This window comes from Streptomyces sp. DSM 118878, from assembly GCF_052936595.1.
Window position 1 is genome coordinate 5,281,998 of the sequence record NZ_CP193622.1, and the last position, 16,069, is coordinate 5,298,066.

Below are 16,069 nucleotides of genomic sequence, written 5' to 3' on the forward strand. Positions count from 1 at the left end.
TGGCGGTCACTCCTCGACCGTCAGCCCCTTGCGGAGCTTGACGAGAGTGCGCGACAGCAGGCGCGAGACGTGCATCTGCGAGATGCCGAGCTCCTCACCGATCTCCGACTGCGTCATGTTCGCGACGAAGCGGAGAGAGAGGATCTTCCGGTCGCGCGGCGGCAGTTCGGCGATCAGGGGCTTCAGCGACTCGATGAACTCGATGCCCTCCAGGCCGTGGTCCTCGTAGCCGATGCGGTCCGCGAGCGCGCCCTCGGAGTCGTCCTCCTCGGGCTGGGCGTCCAGGGAGCTGGCCGTGTAGGCGTTGGACGCGGCCATGCCTTCGATGACCTCGTCGTTGGTGATGCCGAGGCGCGTGGCCAGCTCTGCCACCGTGGGGGCGCGGTCGAGCTGCTGGGAGAGTTCGTCGCCCGCCTTGGCGAGGTCGAGCCGGAGTTCCTGGAGCCGGCGCGGGACACGTACCGACCAGCTCGTGTCGCGGAAGAAGCGCTTGATCTCACCGACGATCGTCGGCATCGCGAACGTGGGGAACTCCACGCCGCGGCTGAGCTCGAAGCGGTCGATGGCCTTGATGAGGCCGATCGTGCCGACCTGGATGATGTCCTCCATCGGCTCGCTGCGGGAGCGGAACCGGGAGGCGGCGAACTTCACCAGGGCGAGGTTGAGTTCGACCAGGGTGTTGCGGACGTACGCGTATTCGTGCGTCCCTTCCTCAAGCGTTTCGAGCCGCTCGAAGAGGGTTTTGGACAGGGCCCTTGCGTCCAGCGGCGCCACTTCGTCGTACGGCGGGATCTCGGGAAGGTCGTGAAGACCTTCGAGGGCGTCCTGAGCCTGGGCGGACTCAGGGGCCTGAATCGGGGCAGACTCAGGGGCGGGGCCCGGGATCGCGGTGGTGGAGCGGTGCGGCAGGGGTGTCGACGTCGCTTGGTCAGTAGGCGATTCGTCGAGCCGGGGTGACATGGTGTCCTCCATCGTTCTCGGCATATGGCTGCCGATGCCAATACGTGCACTGCGGTGTGCGGCGCCTCCAAAGCCGTCCGTGTCGATTGATGTCTCTTCTACCCCTACCCGCTTCCACACTCCGGTCGCAAGTGCGGTCTGAGGGCAAATGTCCGAATTCTGGAGGATGTTCGGGTACCCCGGAGCGCGGTGAGGGCGTAATGTTCGGGGACGTCATTCAACAGGCACGACGGGTCGGAAGAGAGTTTCGGATGGACCGCGGCACGGTCGGCAGTGCGCACATGGGCCGGCTTCTGGTCGAAGTGCGGAAGACGGGTGCGAGTGCCGTCGTGACTCCGGCGGGTGAGCTGGATCACCACACCGCCGATGTTCTCCGTGAACCGCTGGAAAGCTGCCTGGACAACGGGGTCAGCAAGGTCGTGGTGGACTGCTCGCGGCTTGAGTTCTGCGACTCCACCGGGCTCAACGTACTGCTCGGGGCGCGGCTCAAGGCCGAGGCCGCGGGGGGCGGAATCCACCTGGCGGGGATGCTGCCGGTGGTGGCGCGGGTCTTCGAGATCACTGGCGCGGAGGCCGTCTTCACGGTCCACGAGTCGCTCGCCGCGGCCCTGGCGGACTGACCCCATGCCGGTCCCACGCGAAAGTTACGCGTCAGTTGTCCTCGTGTGATCAACGCGTTATCGGTGTCACACGTGCCGACCGGAATAAGTGGGTGTTCTCACGGTCCGGCCGGGCAGGAGAGACCTGAATCCGTCATCTGTGAGAACGGCAAGCAGCCGATGTCCCTACTCGTCCAGAGTCCTCTGCGTGGCCAGAGTCCTCAGTCCTCTTGTCGGTGAGGTGAAGCGCTGATGAGCACCACCCGGCCTTACTCGCCGGGCGACCGTGGCCCGGAGTCCGAGGCCACCGTCGCGGACGCTCCCGCGGACCGCGCCTCCGGGGAGCCAGGCGCTCGCCAGGTCCGCAGATTGAGCCTGAACGGGGCGAGCGGCATCGTCCCGCTGGCCCGTGACTACACCCGTGAGGCGCTGCACGCCTGGGGCTGGCTGCCCGCGGCGAGCGCCGAGCGGCGGGCGGCCGCCGAGGATGTCCTCCTCGTCGTCTCCGAGCTGGTCACCAACGCCTGCCTGCACGCCGAGGGCCCCGACGAGCTCTGGCTCGCCACCGACGGCAAGGTGCTGCGCATCGAGGTCTCCGACCGCGGCACGGGGCAGCCCGCCCCGCGCACCCCGCACCGCGCCGGGCGGCCCGGCGGACACGGCATGTTCATCGTCCAGCGGCTCTGTCTCGACTGGGGCGTCGTCCGTACGCCCGGAGCCTCGGGCAAGAAGGTCTGGGCGGAGATGGGCGCCCCCGCCTGAGTCTCCGCCCGCGGAAGGGCGGGGGCTGTTACCCACGGTTCGTACGCGCGTCGGATCCCATGGATCCGGCGCGTCCTTTGTCTTCCCTCGACAAGGCCCCGGGCGTACCTTGAGCGCCCAATCTGATGTGCCGTCAGTAATTCAGCGTTACTCCGCACCGCGGCACGCCACGACGACCGGCATGAGGGGTATTCGAGGTGTCGTACAAGAAATCGGCCGCGCTCGCGCTTGCCACCGCCCTGGCCGGCGGCTCAGCGGTGCTGATGGCCGCCCCCGCCGCGCAGGCGACCGTCCAGGACGTCGACTACCAGTGCAAGACGCCGATCGGCGACAAGAGCGCCGTGTCGCCGATCGACATCAAGAGCGTCAAGAGCGGCAGCGGCCACAAGCTCACGATGTCCTTCCAGAAGGGCGTCTCCTCCAGCCCCGTGGAGCTCGGCAAGGGCGCGATGAAGCCGAGTGCCGTGATCAAGCTGGGCGGCGCCGAGAGCGGCACGGTGGCGGTGTCCGGGTCGACGAACCCCGAGGCGATCCCCGCCAACACCCCGATCAAGATCACTGATCTGTCGGGTACGTACACGCCGAAGAAGAGCGGCAAGGTCACCTTCACCGCCGGGGTCCTCACCATCAAGGCGCTCGGCACGACCACGACGTGTACGCCGTCCAACAACCCGAAGCCGTCCCTCGAACTCACCGTCAAGGGCGCGGGCGGCTCCGGCTCGGGCGGCTCGGAGCCGGGCGCCGACACCGGCTCGGACGGGACGACCGGCGGCACCGAAGCCTCCGCCGGTACCGATGCCTCGGGCGGCTCCGAGAGCGCCCCCTCCGGCGGCGGAGAGCTCCCGCAGACCGGACCCGCCGACTCCGCCATCGCGCTCGGCACCCTCGGCGGCACCGTGCTGCTCGCGGGCGCGGCCGGCGTGCTCTGGCTGACCCGCAGGAACCAGGCGGCGCGCTCGCGGTAGCCCCGGCGCACCGCCGCAAGGGACCTCGCACCTCGCGAGCAGACCAGGAGCCGCCGATGCCGCCGATGCCGCCGAAGCCGCCGACGACGCCGAAGCCGTCCACGCCGTCCCTCGCGCGGGCCGCGCTGTGCGCCGTCGCACTCCTCGCGGCGGGTGCGGCCCCCGCGTCCGCGGACGGCGGCGGTTCCGCTGCCTGGTCCGCCGCGCCGTCCGCCGGAGGCGGCACCCGCCAGGCCGAGGACGGGCGGCCCTACGTCTACGCGGAGGGTGCCCCCGGCACCGTCCTCCAGGACACCGTGACCGTCACCAATCCGGGGCCGCGGCCCCGCACGGTGTCGCTGCGGGGCGCGCCCAAGGACACCGGCGCCTGGCTCACCTTCGCCGAGCGGCGGGTGAAGGTACCGCCGCGGACCCGCGCCGAGGTGCCGTTCACCGTGACGGTCCCCGCGGGCGCGGTGCCCGGCGACCACCCCGGGGCGATCGTCGTGAGCGGCGGCGGCCGGACGGTCGGCATACGGCTGCATCTGCGGGTCGGCGGCCCGACGCTCCCGGCGCTCACCGTCGAGCGCGTCGAGGTCGACAAGGACGCGGGCCGCATCACGTACGACCTGGTCAACCGCGGTAACACCGTCCTCGCCCCGAAGCTCGCGGTGCACGCGGAGGGCGTCTTCGGCACGCTCGTCGACCGCCCCGCCCGCGCGCTGCCGGTCGAGCTCCTGCCCGGCCGCCGCGTCACCCTGACCGAGCCCTGGGCCGACACGCCCGCCTTCGACGCGGCGGACGTACGGCTGACGGCCACGGCTTCGGGCGGCGCCCGCGACACCGCCACGGCGTCGGCCCGCTTCGTGCCGTGGGGCGCGCTCGGGGGCGGGGCCGCCGGGCTGCTCGCCGTGGCCGCCGGGGCGGTCCATCTCGTACGGGGACACCGGCGCGGCATCGAGGCGGCGGAACCGGTGGCGGAGGCAGAGGCAGAGGGCCGGCGAGAGCCGGCGGGCGCGGGGAGGGGAGAGGGACCGTGAACGGGAAGCGGGGCGGGAAGCGGACCGGGAATCGGAACGGCAATCGAAACGGGCCAGGTGGCAGGCCCGTCACGTCCGGCAGAGCGTTGACGGTCCTCTTGGTCCTCGCGCTGCTCGGCCTCGGCTGCGTGCTGCTGCCGGGTTCCGACGCCTCGGCGGCGGAGAAGCCGACCGTGCGGCTCTCCGACCGGGAGGCGGGCAAGGGCGGTTCGGTCACCGTCAAGGGGGCGGGGTGGCGGCCCGAGGCCCTGCTGATGATGCTCGTCTGCGGGCGGTCGGAGCCCGGCAGGGGCGTCGTCGGCGGCACCAACTCCTGCGCCAACTCGGAAGGCCTCGCCGTCACCACCGACAGGGACGGCGCGTTCAGCAAGAGGCTCCCGGTGGCCGAGCCGCCCGAGCCCTGCCCCTGCGTGGTCCACGTCGCCACGGTGACGGGCGGGGCGGCGCAGGCCGACGCCGCGTTCAAGGTCGCGGGCCACCCCGTGGAGCCGCTGCCGAAGGGGGCCACCGGCGGCAGGCTCTCGGTCCTCGCCGACACCCGCCTCGAAGGCTCCAGCGGGCTGCTGACCTGGTTCGGGGCCCCGCCGCAGCGCAAACTGGTCTTCACGGTCGGCAACGTCGGCTCGGCGCCCGTCAAGAACCCCGTCTTCCGGATCGGCACCTCGCACGGCGTGTTCGCCCCGCAGTGGGAGGAACAGCAGTGGCGCGGCACCCTGGCGCCGGGCAATAAGGCGCAGATCAAACTGCCGGTGGAGCTCACGGAGGGCGCGCACGGCGACTACCTGGTCTCGCTGCGGTTCGGCGGGAAGGTCCTCGCCGAGCAGCCGTGGGGCGTGGGGCGGCCCTGGGGCGTCACCGTCTTCTGGCTGCTGCTGTGCGTGGTCGTGCCGGCGGCCGTCTTCCGCCTCGGCATGGTGCTCGTCGACCGACTCCGCCCGAAGCGGCGCGGGTCTTCCCGTACGGGACGACACAGGCCCGCCCCGGGGGGAACGGTTGGGGGCGGCTCGGATGCCCGAAAGGCAGCGGGAGTGCTCCCTTGGTTCACACCCGACGCCGAGCCACAGCCCCCGGTAAGGGGCGCGGGGAACTGCGCGACAAGCCCCCACGACCCGCAGGAGACGACGAACCCGGCAGGCGGCTAGGCAAAGCGGCTAGGCAAAGCGGCTGAGCAAGGCAGGCTGGGCAAGGCGGGCCGCTAGGCCCGGCCCCGTAGCCACTGGAGGACGTTCTTGGCCACCCCGGGGGACTTCAGCAGATAGCCCCCGTGGGCCCCGCCCGGGACCGTCTTCGTCAGGGTGTCCCGCAGGCCCGCCCGGCGCTCGGCCGCTGCCAGGGCGGCGGAGTGCGACCGTGGCACGAAGTCCCGGGCCGAGTGGAGCAGGAGCATGGGGGCGTCGTCGCGGCCCGAGGCGTGGGACGCCGCCGTGAGGTCCGTCCAGCGGGCCCAGCAGCGGCGGGCCGCGCGGTCCGGGCGGCAGCCCGCGAGGCGCTGAGCGGCCCCGCGCAGCGCCCGGCGGTCCGCGGGCGCCCCCGAGGCGCCGCCGTCCACCCACGCGCGGTACGGGGACGCCACGGGGGAGAGCGCGGCGACCGCGCGGACCCGCGAGGCGCCCGCCTTGTACGTGGCCGCCTGCACGGCCAGGTGACCGCCCGCCGACGAACCGAGCACGAGGGGCCGCTCGCCGCTCTCCCTGCCGCGCACCCACCGCAGGGCGGCGAGAACGTCCTGGCGCTGCGCCGGCCAGACCGCGTCGGACGTCAGCCGGTAGTCGGTGTCGTAGACGTTGAAGCCGCGGGCGGCGAACCACCGCGCCCGGCCGCTCCAGTCGGTGTCCCGCGCCCACGAGCCGCCGTGCAGGATCACCAGGGCGGGCCGCCGCTCCGGCCTGCCCCCGTACACGGTGATCTGCTGGCGGGCGTGCGGACCGTACGAGAAGACGCGCCCGGACGGCGGTGCGGGGGCGGGCCCGGAGGCCGCCTCGGCGGTGATGCCGGGGGACAGCAGGGCCCCGCAGAGGGCGACGGCGGACAGGGTGCGGCGCATGGGCCAGATGTTCCACCGCGGACGGCGGCCGCCGGCACGGAAACGCCCCCGCGTCACCGCCGTGGGTGAGCGACCGGGCTGACGTTCGTGCGAATGGACCTTCCGGCGGCACGGACGATGATGACGGAGAGGGCCGCCGCACCCCGGGGTGCGGCGGCCCTCTCCGTCATGTCCGGGCCCCTGGGGCCTCGGGAGGCTGGGTCAGTTGACCGAGCCCATCAGTTCCTTGACCTTCTTGCGGGACGTCCAGATGCCGAAGCCCGCGATGACCGCGATGATCGCCTCGACCGCGACCGCACCGCTGTTGTTGAGGTCCACGTTGAGCTGCGGGGACGTCAGCAGACCCGTCACCGAGTCGCCCGCCGTGACCGCGAGGAACCAGACACCCATCATCTGGGCGCTGTACTTCTCCGGGGCCATCTTCGTGGTGAGCGACAGGCCGACCGGGGAGAGGCAGAGCTCACCGACGGTCTGTATGAAGTAGATCGCGACCAGCCACATCGGGCTGACCCTGCCGCCGTTGCTGGCGGTGTCGATCAGCGGGATGAGGAAGACGGCGAAGGAGATGCCGATCAGCGTCAGGCTGGAGGCGAACTTGACGGCCGTGCTCGGCTCCTTGCCCCGCTTGTTCAGCCACAGCCACGCCGAGGCGACCACGGGGGCGAGCGCCATGATGAAGATCGGGTTCAGCGACTGGTACCAGGAGGTCGGGAAGTCGAACCCGAGCAGGTTGTTCGTCGTCGAGCCCTTGCCGAAGATCGACAGGGTCGAGCCGTTCTGGTCGTAGATCATCCAGAAGACGGCGGCGACCACGAAGAACCATATGTAGCCCGACAGCTTCGACTGCTCCAGCGTCGAGAGGTCCTTGTCGCGCTTCATGCGGGCGAGGACGGCGACGGGGATGACCAGACCGGCGATGATCAGCGGCATCAGCGCCCAGTCGGCGAAGTTCCCGGTGGCGCCCATCAGCGTGTAGAGCGCGGCGGCGACGATCAGCCAGATCAGGCCGGTCCGCAGGGCGGAGCGGCGCTGCTCGGCCGTGGCGGGCTGGGAGACCACGCTGGACTGCTCGCTCAGGTGGCGCGAGCCGAGCAGGAACTGGGCGAGGCCGAGCGCCATGCCGATCGCGGCGAGCGCGAAGCCGAAGTGCCAGTTCACGCTCTCGCCGACGGTGCCGATGGTCAGCGGGGCGAGGAAGGCGCCGAGGTTGATGCCGATGTAGAAGAGCGTGAAGCCACCGTCACGGCGCGGGTCCTGCGGGCCCTTGTAGAGGTGGCCGACCATCACGGAGATGTTCGCCTTCAGCAGGCCGGAGCCGAGCGCGACCAGCGCGAGGCCGGCGAAGAAGGAGACCGAGCTCGGCAGCGCGAGCGTGATGTGGCCGAGGATGACGACGGAGGCACCGATGACGACCGTCTTGCGGGGACCCCAGAAGCGGTCCGCCATCCAGCCGCCGGGCATGGCGAGCAGGTAGACCATCGACATGTAGACGGAGTAGATCGCCGTCGCGGTGGTGGCACTCATGTCCATGCCGCCGGGCGCGATCAGGTAAAGCGGGAGCAGTGCCTTCATGCCGTAGAAGCTGTAACGCTCCCACATCTCGGTCATGAAGAGTGTGGCCAGTCCGCGGGGGTGGCCGAAGAAGGTCTTCTCGGAGCCAGGGGTGCTGGCGGAGTCCTTCGTCAGGCTGGACGCCATGGGTCGATCCTCGTGGGTTCGGGACGCGCGACGGAGCGTGAGCGCGCCCGGTGGGGGGCGGTCGGCACCGGTTCCGCACACCCCGTCCCCACGCCCGGGGGAGGGTTCACCCCCGTATGGCGGGGGAGGGGATGGGCAGACTCCGGGATCCACACCCTGGCGCTTCGTCACGCGCAGGGCCCGACCACAGGTCATTCCTTTGGAGGCCGGCGGAGCCGGCCCGCACACAAAAGGACCCAAGGCCGCACAGTGGGCCAAAGGGTCCTTGAGTAGTGCATCAGGCGTTGGATCACCATACGACACGCCAGGGGTGCATATGGAAGGACTTGAGAGATGGATCACAGGTTTTAGCGCAACCGTCGGCGCACAATCAAAGGTAATTCCTGGAATCGCGCCCCATGGCCACAGGGTCCGTTCTCCACTGTGCGATCACCGCACGACCGTTGTCCGCCGCGGACTACCATCACCCCATGACCCGTGTACTGCTCGCCGAGGACGACGCGTCCATCTCGGAGCCGCTGGCCCGTGCCCTGCGCCGGGAGGGTTACGAGGTCGAAGTGCGCGAGGACGGCCCGACCGCCCTCGACGCCGGGCTCCAGGGGAGTGTCGACCTGGTCGTACTCGACCTGGGGCTGCCCGGCATGGACGGCCTTGAGGTCGCCCGCCGCCTGCGCGCCGACGGGCTCACGGTGCCGGTCCTCATCCTGACCGCGCGCGCCGACGAGGTGGACACCGTCGTCGGTCTGGACGCGGGCGCCGACGACTACGTGACCAAGCCCTTCCGCCTCGCCGAGCTGCTGGCCCGCGTCCGGGCGCTGCTCCGGCGCGGCTCCAGCGAGCCGAAGGAGGCGCCCGCCACGCACGGCGTGCGCATCGACGTCGAGTCGCACCGCGCCTGGATGGGCGACGACGAACTCCAGCTCACGGCCAAGGAGTTCGACCTCCTCCGGGTCCTCGTACGGGACGCGGGACGCGTCGTCACGCGGGACCAGCTGATGCGGGAGGTCTGGGACACGACGTGGTGGTCCTCCACGAAGACCCTGGACATGCACATCTCCTGGCTCCGCAAGAAACTGGGCGACGACGCGGCGAACCCGCGGTACATCGCCACGGTCCGGGGCGTCGGCTTCCGCTTCGAGAAGAGCTGAGACCGCCGGGTCCCCAGGGCGCGCCCCGTAAGGGGCGCGGGGAGCTGCGCGAGCAACCACGGACGACCCGCACTGTCAGGTGGTTCCCCGCCCCCCTGGCACGGCTTCGATCCGCGACACTGGGACCATGCGCCGTCGACTGATCAACAGCACCCTCGCCGTAGTCCTCGTGGTCATCGCGGTCTTCGGCGTGAGCCTGGTCATCGTGGAGACCCGCACGATCAGCAGCAGCGCCCAGGAGCGCGTCGACTCCGAGGCGCTCCGGCTCGTCGGCATCGTGGACAGCCGCCTCATCAGCGATGAGCGCATCACCGCCGCGATCCTCCGCGACCAGATCGCCACCGAGCGCTACGCCCGCATCGACATCCCCGGCCGCGAGCCCATCGAGATCGGCAGCCGCCCCAAGGGCGACGTGATCAGCTCCAGCGCCCCCGGCGAGCAGGGCGAGAAGGTCTCCGTCCAGGAGCCCCGCGCCGCCGTCACCCGCGAGGTCGGCCGCACGCTGCTGATCATCGCCGCCGTGGCGCTGCTCGCCATCGTCGCGGCGGTCCTGCTCGCCGTGCGCCAGGCCAACCGGCTCGCCTCCCCGCTCACCGACCTCGCCGAGACCGCCGAGCGCCTCGGCTCCGGCGACTCCCGGCCGCGCCACAAGCGGTACGGCGTGCCGGAGCTGGACCGCGTGGCGGATGTCCTTGACTCCTCCGCCGACCGGATCGGCCGGATGCTGACCGCCGAGCGGCGTCTCGCCGCCGACGCCTCGCACCAGCTGCGTACGCCGCTCACCGCGCTGTCCATGCGCCTGGAGGAGATCACCGTCACCGACGAGCTGGACACGGTCAAGGAGGAGGCCACGATCGCGCTGGCCCAGGTCGAGCGGCTCACCGACGTCGTGGAGCGGCTGCTCACCAACAGCCGCGACCCCCGTACCGGCTCCGCCGTCGCCTTCGACCTGGACGAGGTGATCAAGCAGCAGCTGGAGGAGTGGCGCCCCGCCTACCGCAGCTCGGGCCGCGCCATCGTCAGCTCCGGCAAGCGGCACCTGGAGGCCGTGGGCACGCCGGGCGCGGTCGCCCAGGTCCTCGCGGCACTGATCGAGAACTCCCTGATGCACGGCGGCGGCACCGTCGCCCTGCGCACCCGTGTCACCGGCAACCAGGCGGTCATCGAGGTCACGGACGAGGGTCCTGGCGTCCCGCACGACCTCGGGGCGCGGATCTTCGAGCGGACCATCAGCGGCCGCAACTCGACGGGCATCGGCCTCGCGGTGGCCAGGGACCTGGCCGAGGCGGACGGCGGCCGCCTGGAGATGCTCCAGACGAAACCGCCGGTCTTCGGCCTCTTCCTGTCGCGTACGCCGCTGTCGAAGAACGACGGGTCGGCCGACACCGTCAGGTGAGGCCGGCGGCGGCCACTCGGCCACTCGGCTACGCGGCCACGGGCGGCCTCAGCTCGCGCGGCGCACCACGGGCCGCTCGTCCTGCCGCTCCTCCAGGACCTGCCGCTCCTCCAGGAACGATTCCGCATGCGCGACCGTCTCGCGCGCGGGCAGCGCCTTGAAGACCCAGGTGCGGTACGACCAGAAGCGGAAGAGGGTCGCGATGCCCATCCCGAGGAACTTGAAGAAGTTGGCCTGGAGCCTGCCGTCCCAGCCGAACCAGTACGTCGCCGCGTAGAGCACGCCGTTCTCGATCACCAGGCCGACCCCGCTGAACAGCAGGAACAGCGTGAGTTCCTTGGTGCGTCCGGTCTTGTCACGGTCCTTGTACGTGAAGTAACGGAACCCCACGTAGTTGAAGACGATCGCGACGACCGTGGCGATCACGCTCGCGCGGACCACGTGCAGGTCGGTGACGTGCCGCACGAGGTTGAAGACGCCGAAATTGACCAGAGTCCCGACCGCCCCCACGGCCCCGAACTTGGCGATCTCGCGCGTGAGCCGGTCCACGCGCTCCCGCAGTATGCCCCGGTCCGTCATGGTCGTCGCCCCAGCCCCCGTCGGTCGCACCGCACGTTTTCGTGCCGGTCTCGTACGCGCCGACGGATTGGTGTTTCGGTCGTGTCGACCAAGCCATGCTAACCAGCGGCCGATCCCGGCGCGCGAGGTGGCCGATACCGGCCGATACCCTGGGGGTGTGACGTTCCCGGTAGTCGGCATGGTCGGCGGCGGTCAGCTCGCCCGCATGACCCACGAGGCGGGCATCCCCCTCGGCCTGAAATTCAAGCTCCTCAGTGACACCCCGCAGGATTCCGCGGCCCAGGTGGTGGGTGAAGTCGTCATCGGCGACTACCGCGACCTGGATACGCTGCGTGACTTCGCGCGGGGCTGCGACGTGATCACCTTCGATCACGAACATGTACCCACCGAGCACCTCAGGGCCCTGGAGGCGGACGGCATCCCCGTCCGCCCGGGGCCCGACGCGTTGGTGCACGCCCAGGACAAGGGCGTGATGCGCGAGCGGCTCACGGCGATCGGCGTGCCGTGCCCACGCCACCGGATCGTGGAGGACCCGGCCGACGTGGCCGCCTTCGCGGCCGAGGGCGCGACGGACGGCGGCGACGGCTTCCCCGTGATCCTCAAGACGGTGCGCGGCGGATATGACGGGAAGGGGGTGTGGTTCGTCCGTGCCCCCGAGGACGCCGAAGAGCCCTTCAGGGCCGGGGTCCCGGTGCTCGCCGAGGAGAAGGTCGACTTCGTGCGCGAGCTGGCGGCGAACGTCGTCCGCTCCCCGCACGGCCAGGCCGTCGCCTACCCCGTCGTCGAGTCCCAGCAGGTCGACGGCGTGTGCGACACGGTGATCGCCCCTGCGCCCGGCCTCTCGGAGGAACTCGCGGGCCAGGCCCAGGAGTTGGCGCTGCGCATCGCCAAGGAGCTCGGCGTGGTCGGCCACCTCGCGGTCGAGCTCTTCGAGACGCCCGACGGGCGCATCCTCGTCAACGAACTGGCGATGCGGCCGCACAACTCCGGCCACTGGACGCAGGACGGCGCCATCACCTCGCAGTTCGCCAACCACGTACGCGCGGTGCTCGACCTGCCGCTCGGCGACCCGCGCCCGCGCGCCAAGTGGACCGTGATGGCCAACGTGCTCGGCGGTGACTATCCCGACATGTACGCCGCGTACCTGCACTGCATGGCCCGCGACCCGCAGCTCAAGATCCACATGTACGGCAAGGACGTGAAGCCCGGCCGCAAGGTCGGACACGTCAACACCTACGGCGACGATCTGGACGAGGTCCTCGACCGCGCCCGTCACGCAGCCGGCTACCTCAGAGGAACGATCACCGAATGACCTCCCCTGTCATTGGCATCGTCATGGGCTCCGACTCGGACTGGCCCGTCATGGAGAACGCGGCGAAGGCCCTCGACGAGTTCGAGATCCCCTACGAGGTCGACGTCGTCTCCGCGCACCGCATGCCGCGCGAGATGATCGCGTACGGCGAGCAGGCGGCGGACCGCGGCCTGAAGGCGATCATCGCGGGCGCGGGCGGCGCCGCCCACCTGCCCGGCATGCTGGCGTCGGTGACCCCGCTGCCCGTGATCGGCGTGCCCGTACCGCTGAAGTACCTCGACGGCATGGACAGCCTCCTGTCCATCGTGCAAATGCCGGCGGGCGTCCCGGTGGCGACCGTCTCGGTCGGCGGCGCGCGCAACGCGGGCCTGCTCGCGGCCCGCATGCTCGCCGCGCACGACGCCGAACTCCTGGACCGTATGCGGGAGTTCCAGCAGGAGCTGAACGACCAGGCCACGGAGAAGGGCAAGCGGCTGCGGACCAAGGTCGAGGGCGCGGGTTCGGGCTTCGGCTTCGGCTCCGGTTCCTCCGGCTCCGGTTCTGGTTCCGGTTCTGGTTCCGGTTCCGGTACCGGCTTCGGTCCGGGAAGGTGAGCGCATGACTTCCCTCGACGAAGCCCGGACACTCCTCGCCGACTTCCCCGTGGTCGACGGCCACAACGACCTTCCGTGGGCCCTGCGCGAGAAGGCGGGCTACGACATCGACCGCCTCGACATCGCCACCGACCAGACGGGCGCCCTGCACACGGACATCGCCCGGCTGCGCGCGGGCGGCGTCGGCGCGCAGTTCTGGTCGGTGTACGTACGCACCGACCTGACGGGCGACGCGGCGGTGAGCGCCACGCTGGAGCAGATCGACTGCGTCGAACAGCTCCTCACCCGGTACCCCGCCGACCTGGCACGCGCGCTGACCGCCGCGGACATGGAGAAGGCCCGCTCCGAGGGCCGCATCGCCTCCCTGATGGGCGCCGAGGGCGGCCACTCCATCAACAACTCCCTGGCTACCCTGAGGGCGCTGCACACGCTCGGCGTGCGCTACATGACGCTCACGCACAACGACAACATCGCGTGGGCGGACTCGGCGACGGACGAGCCGGGCGTCGGCGGCCTCTCGCCCTTCGGCCACGAGGTCGTACGCGAGATGAACCGCGCGGGCATGCTGGTCGACCTCTCCCATGTGGCGGCCACGACGATGCGGGCGGCCCTGGACACGTCGGTGGCCCCGGTGATCTTCTCGCACTCGTCCTCGCGCGCGGTCTGCGACCACCCGCGCAACATCCCGGACGACGTCCTGGAGCGCCTGCCCGCCAACGGCGGCGTCGCGATGGCGACCTTCGTCCCGAAGTTCGTCCTCCAGGCGGCGGTCGACTGGACCCTGGCCGCCGACGAGAACATGCGCGCCCACGGCTTCCACCACCTCGACACCACCCCCGAGGCCATGAAGGTCCACGCGGCCTTCGAGGAGTCGCACCCGCGCCCGGTCGCCACGGCGGCCACGGTCGCCGACCACCTGGACCACATGCGCGAGGTCGCCGGCATCGACCACATCGGCATCGGCGGCGACTACGACGGCACGGCCTTCACGCCGGACGGCCTCGACGACGTGGCGGGCTACCCGAACCTGATCGCGGAACTCCTCGACCGCAACTGGTCGAAGCCCGACCTGGCGAAGCTGACGTGGCAGAACACGGTACGAGTCCTGGCCGCGGCCGAGGACGTGTCCCGCGCGGAACAGTCCCGCAGGGGCCCGTCGGTGGCCACGCTGGAGCAGCTGGACGCCTGACGCCCCTCACACCGATGGGGTGCCGCCCGGCCGGGCGACACCCCATCGCCGTATCAGCCGGGCGCGGCTACGGCAGGTTCCGCGCCCCAAGGCCGCCTCCGGCGGCGGGCGAGCACCACAGTTTTATGCGACAACGCACATATTGGTGTGATCGCATGGACGGCGACGGCACGCCCTCCGTACGGTCGTGGAGCTGCCCCACAAAGGGGCGGGGACAGGGGGCTTCACCATGGCTCGTGAGGAACTGACCCGACTCACCGGAAACGGCAACGGGGGGCCGTGCGGCAAGGACGACTGCCCGAACGTCTACCGCACCGCGTCCGGCTCCATCGTCGTCCAGGGCGACGTGTCCAAGGTATTCCAGCCCCCGGAGGGGGAAGGGCTTGTCGAGATCCCCGAGGGCGTTCTGAGGGAGGCTGTCCGTGCTCTTGGCTGGTGAAGAGTGGGCCGCACGTTTTGAGGGGTTCCAGCGGGAAGCGTGGCGTCTTGAGACCCTGCCGCAGTACCTCATGCAGCAGGAAGCCGAGGAGCTTCAGGCGTTCCGCGACGGCGCGCGTATCGACCCCGCAACGGTTCACAACGAGTACACAGACCGGCTCCGCAGACAGGCCGGGGAAGGGCGCGTTCAAGGACGCGTCCACATCGTCACTCGACCTCTGTCTGAGTACCTGCGGTTCGAGTTCTCCCAGTACTACCGGCCACACCTCTTGGCCGGGGAGCAGATCCGTATTCTCGATGTGACCGACAGAAACAACCCTCTTGAAGGAGTTCAGGACTTCTGGATGTTCGACCAGGCGGAAGTCGTGCTCATGAACTATGAGCCTGACGGGAAGCAGATCAACCGCGCCGTATTCGAGGGCGACGTGTCCGCGTTCATCGAGTATCAGCGAATCGCGGTGGCTGAGTCCGTGCCCTTCGAGGAGTTCGTGAAGGGTCTTGAGCTTTGAGCCTGAACGGCTAGGTCAGTCCAGGTCGGACCTGGCGGAAGCACTGCGAAGCCTGCGGAAGCGAGCCGGGAAGACTCAGACCTGGCTCGCTCGCCGCTGCAACATGTCACAAACCAAGGTCAGCAACATGGAGAGTGGGAAACTCACTCCCGCCATTGTTGACGTAGAGCTGATTCTTGAAGCGCTTGGGGCCGATGATCCGGCAGACTCACAGATCCTCGATCTGGTTCGCACCGCGAATACCGAGTGGCAGGATCATTGGTCTTCACGGCGTCGAGGTCTTGACAAGAAGCAGAGTGAGCTAGCCAGGATCGAAACGGTCACAACGGAGTTCCGGTTCTTCCTGCTCTCGGCGGTCACAGGGCTACTTGCCACGCCGGAGTATGTGCGTGCCAGCATCGCGGACACTCCCGGAGACCAGTCCAAGACCATTGCGAAGAAGCTGGAACGCCAGAGCATCCTCTACGACTCGTCAAAGTCGTTCACGTTCCTGCTGACGGAACAGGCCGTTCGCTGGCCCTTACTGCCACCTCTCGCCATGGCGATGCAGCTCGACCGATTGGCTTCGGTATCTCGAATTCCTAGTGTTCGCCTTGGGGTCATCCCCTTGGCGGGTCACATTTCGGAGATGCCGCTGAATACTTTCACGGTATACGACCGGCGACTGGCCACCGTGGAAACCGGCACCGGCGCATTGATCCTGCGGGACCATCGCGACGTGAACGCGTACCGCGAGAACTTCGAGAGGTACGAGTCGTACGCGGTGTTCGGAGATGAGTGTCGAGAACTCCTGAGCGAGTGGTCCGGGATCTTTACCCGACAACGCAAATAACTCTAGAGGTCCCTCGCCCACGGGCC

At 70.0% G+C, this 16,069-nt stretch carries 17 protein-coding genes; 13 read left to right on the forward strand and 4 right to left on the reverse strand.

The annotated features are described in order from the left end of the window. Nucleotides 1–6: 6 nt before the first annotated feature. Entirely contained in the window at nucleotides 7–960 is a 954-nt protein-coding gene (locus ACRAKF_RS23590; RefSeq protein ID WP_447042134.1) for an RNA polymerase sigma factor SigF, read from the reverse strand. Between the two features lie 251 nt (nucleotides 961–1,211). Here ACRAKF_RS23590 and ACRAKF_RS23595 point away from each other — a divergent pair, with 251 nt between their 5' ends. From ACRAKF_RS23595 to ACRAKF_RS23615, 5 genes are all read left to right on the forward strand, one after another. Beyond that, nucleotides 1,212–1,580 carry an STAS domain-containing protein gene (locus ACRAKF_RS23595; RefSeq protein ID WP_447039352.1) on the forward strand — a complete coding sequence of 123 codons (369 nt, stop codon included), beginning with the start codon at nucleotides 1,212–1,214 and terminating at the stop codon, nucleotides 1,578–1,580. Between the two features lie 231 nt (nucleotides 1,581–1,811). Continuing rightward, on the forward strand, nucleotides 1,812–2,321 hold the full coding sequence (locus ACRAKF_RS23600) for an ATP-binding protein (RefSeq protein ID WP_447039354.1): 510 nt from the start codon (nucleotides 1,812–1,814) through the stop codon (nucleotides 2,319–2,321). Nucleotides 2,322–2,518: 197 nt separating this feature from the next. Further along, nucleotides 2,519–3,286 carry an LPXTG cell wall anchor domain-containing protein gene (locus ACRAKF_RS23605; RefSeq protein WP_447039355.1) on the forward strand — a complete coding sequence of 256 codons (768 nt, stop codon included), beginning with the start codon at nucleotides 2,519–2,521 and terminating at the stop codon, nucleotides 3,284–3,286. A gap of 56 nt (nucleotides 3,287–3,342) precedes the next feature. Continuing rightward, complete coding sequence (locus ACRAKF_RS23610; RefSeq protein ID WP_447039356.1) at nucleotides 3,343–4,305, forward strand: COG1470 family protein; 963 nt, start codon at nucleotides 3,343–3,345, stop codon at nucleotides 4,303–4,305. Between the two features lie 86 nt (nucleotides 4,306–4,391). Next, on the forward strand, nucleotides 4,392–5,447 hold the full coding sequence (locus ACRAKF_RS23615; RefSeq protein ID WP_447039358.1) for a hypothetical protein: 1,056 nt from the start codon (nucleotides 4,392–4,394) through the stop codon (nucleotides 5,445–5,447). A 53-nt stretch (nucleotides 5,448–5,500) separates the two neighbouring features. On the opposite strand, the gene ACRAKF_RS23620 is transcribed toward ACRAKF_RS23615, so the two are convergent. Together ACRAKF_RS23620 and ACRAKF_RS23625 are read right to left on the reverse strand one after the other, a co-directional pair. After that, nucleotides 5,501–6,349, reverse strand: coding sequence for an alpha/beta hydrolase (locus tag ACRAKF_RS23620; protein ID WP_447039360.1), 849 nt, complete (start codon nucleotides 6,347–6,349; stop codon nucleotides 5,501–5,503). 201 nt (nucleotides 6,350–6,550) lie between these two features. Then, nucleotides 6,551–8,047 (reverse strand): peptide MFS transporter, encoded by a 1,497-nt coding sequence (locus tag ACRAKF_RS23625; RefSeq protein ID WP_447039361.1) that lies wholly within the window; start codon nucleotides 8,045–8,047, stop codon nucleotides 6,551–6,553. A gap of 470 nt (nucleotides 8,048–8,517) precedes the next feature. Here ACRAKF_RS23625 and ACRAKF_RS23630 point away from each other — a divergent pair, with 470 nt between their 5' ends. Further along, nucleotides 8,518–9,195: a response regulator transcription factor gene (locus ACRAKF_RS23630; protein WP_447039362.1), complete on the forward strand. Its 678-nt coding sequence runs from the start codon at nucleotides 8,518–8,520 to the stop codon at nucleotides 9,193–9,195. Nucleotides 9,196–9,322: 127 nt separating this feature from the next. Further along, nucleotides 9,323–10,591 (forward strand): ATP-binding protein, encoded by a 1,269-nt coding sequence (locus ACRAKF_RS23635; RefSeq protein ID WP_447039364.1) that lies wholly within the window; start codon nucleotides 9,323–9,325, stop codon nucleotides 10,589–10,591. Between the two features lie 48 nt (nucleotides 10,592–10,639). Here ACRAKF_RS23635 and ACRAKF_RS23640 read toward each other — a convergent pair whose 3' ends face one another. Then, nucleotides 10,640–11,170 carry a GtrA family protein gene (locus tag ACRAKF_RS23640; RefSeq protein ID WP_447039365.1) on the reverse strand — a complete coding sequence of 177 codons (531 nt, stop codon included), beginning with the start codon at nucleotides 11,168–11,170 and terminating at the stop codon, nucleotides 10,640–10,642. A gap of 178 nt (nucleotides 11,171–11,348) precedes the next feature. Between ACRAKF_RS23640 and ACRAKF_RS23645 the strand changes: the two genes are divergently transcribed. From ACRAKF_RS23645 to ACRAKF_RS23670, 6 genes are all read left to right on the forward strand, one after another. Beyond that, nucleotides 11,349–12,482, forward strand: a complete 1,134-nt coding sequence (locus ACRAKF_RS23645) for a 5-(carboxyamino)imidazole ribonucleotide synthase (RefSeq protein WP_447042136.1) — start codon at nucleotides 11,349–11,351, stop codon at nucleotides 12,480–12,482. Then, nucleotides 12,479–13,075: a 5-(carboxyamino)imidazole ribonucleotide mutase gene (gene purE, locus ACRAKF_RS23650; protein ID WP_447039366.1), complete on the forward strand. Its 597-nt coding sequence runs from the start codon at nucleotides 12,479–12,481 to the stop codon at nucleotides 13,073–13,075. The genes ACRAKF_RS23645 and purE overlap by 4 nt, the downstream gene beginning before the upstream one ends. A 4-nt stretch (nucleotides 13,076–13,079) precedes the next feature. Next, nucleotides 13,080–14,264 carry a dipeptidase gene (locus ACRAKF_RS23655; RefSeq protein ID WP_447039367.1) on the forward strand — a complete coding sequence of 395 codons (1,185 nt, stop codon included), beginning with the start codon at nucleotides 13,080–13,082 and terminating at the stop codon, nucleotides 14,262–14,264. A gap of 229 nt (nucleotides 14,265–14,493) precedes the next feature. Next, nucleotides 14,494–14,703 (forward strand): hypothetical protein, encoded by a 210-nt coding sequence (locus tag ACRAKF_RS23660; protein WP_447039369.1) that lies wholly within the window; start codon nucleotides 14,494–14,496, stop codon nucleotides 14,701–14,703. Continuing rightward, nucleotides 14,687–15,211 (forward strand): DUF6879 family protein, encoded by a 525-nt coding sequence (locus ACRAKF_RS23665; RefSeq protein ID WP_447039370.1) that lies wholly within the window; start codon nucleotides 14,687–14,689, stop codon nucleotides 15,209–15,211. Before ACRAKF_RS23660 ends, ACRAKF_RS23665 begins: the two co-directional genes overlap by 17 nt. Beyond that, the gene (locus tag ACRAKF_RS23670) at nucleotides 15,201–16,043 is read left to right on the forward strand and encodes a helix-turn-helix domain-containing protein (RefSeq protein ID WP_447039372.1); all 843 of its coding nucleotides are present in this window, start codon (nucleotides 15,201–15,203) and stop codon (nucleotides 16,041–16,043) included. The genes ACRAKF_RS23665 and ACRAKF_RS23670 overlap by 11 nt, the downstream gene beginning before the upstream one ends. Nucleotides 16,044–16,069 lie beyond the last annotated feature (26 nt).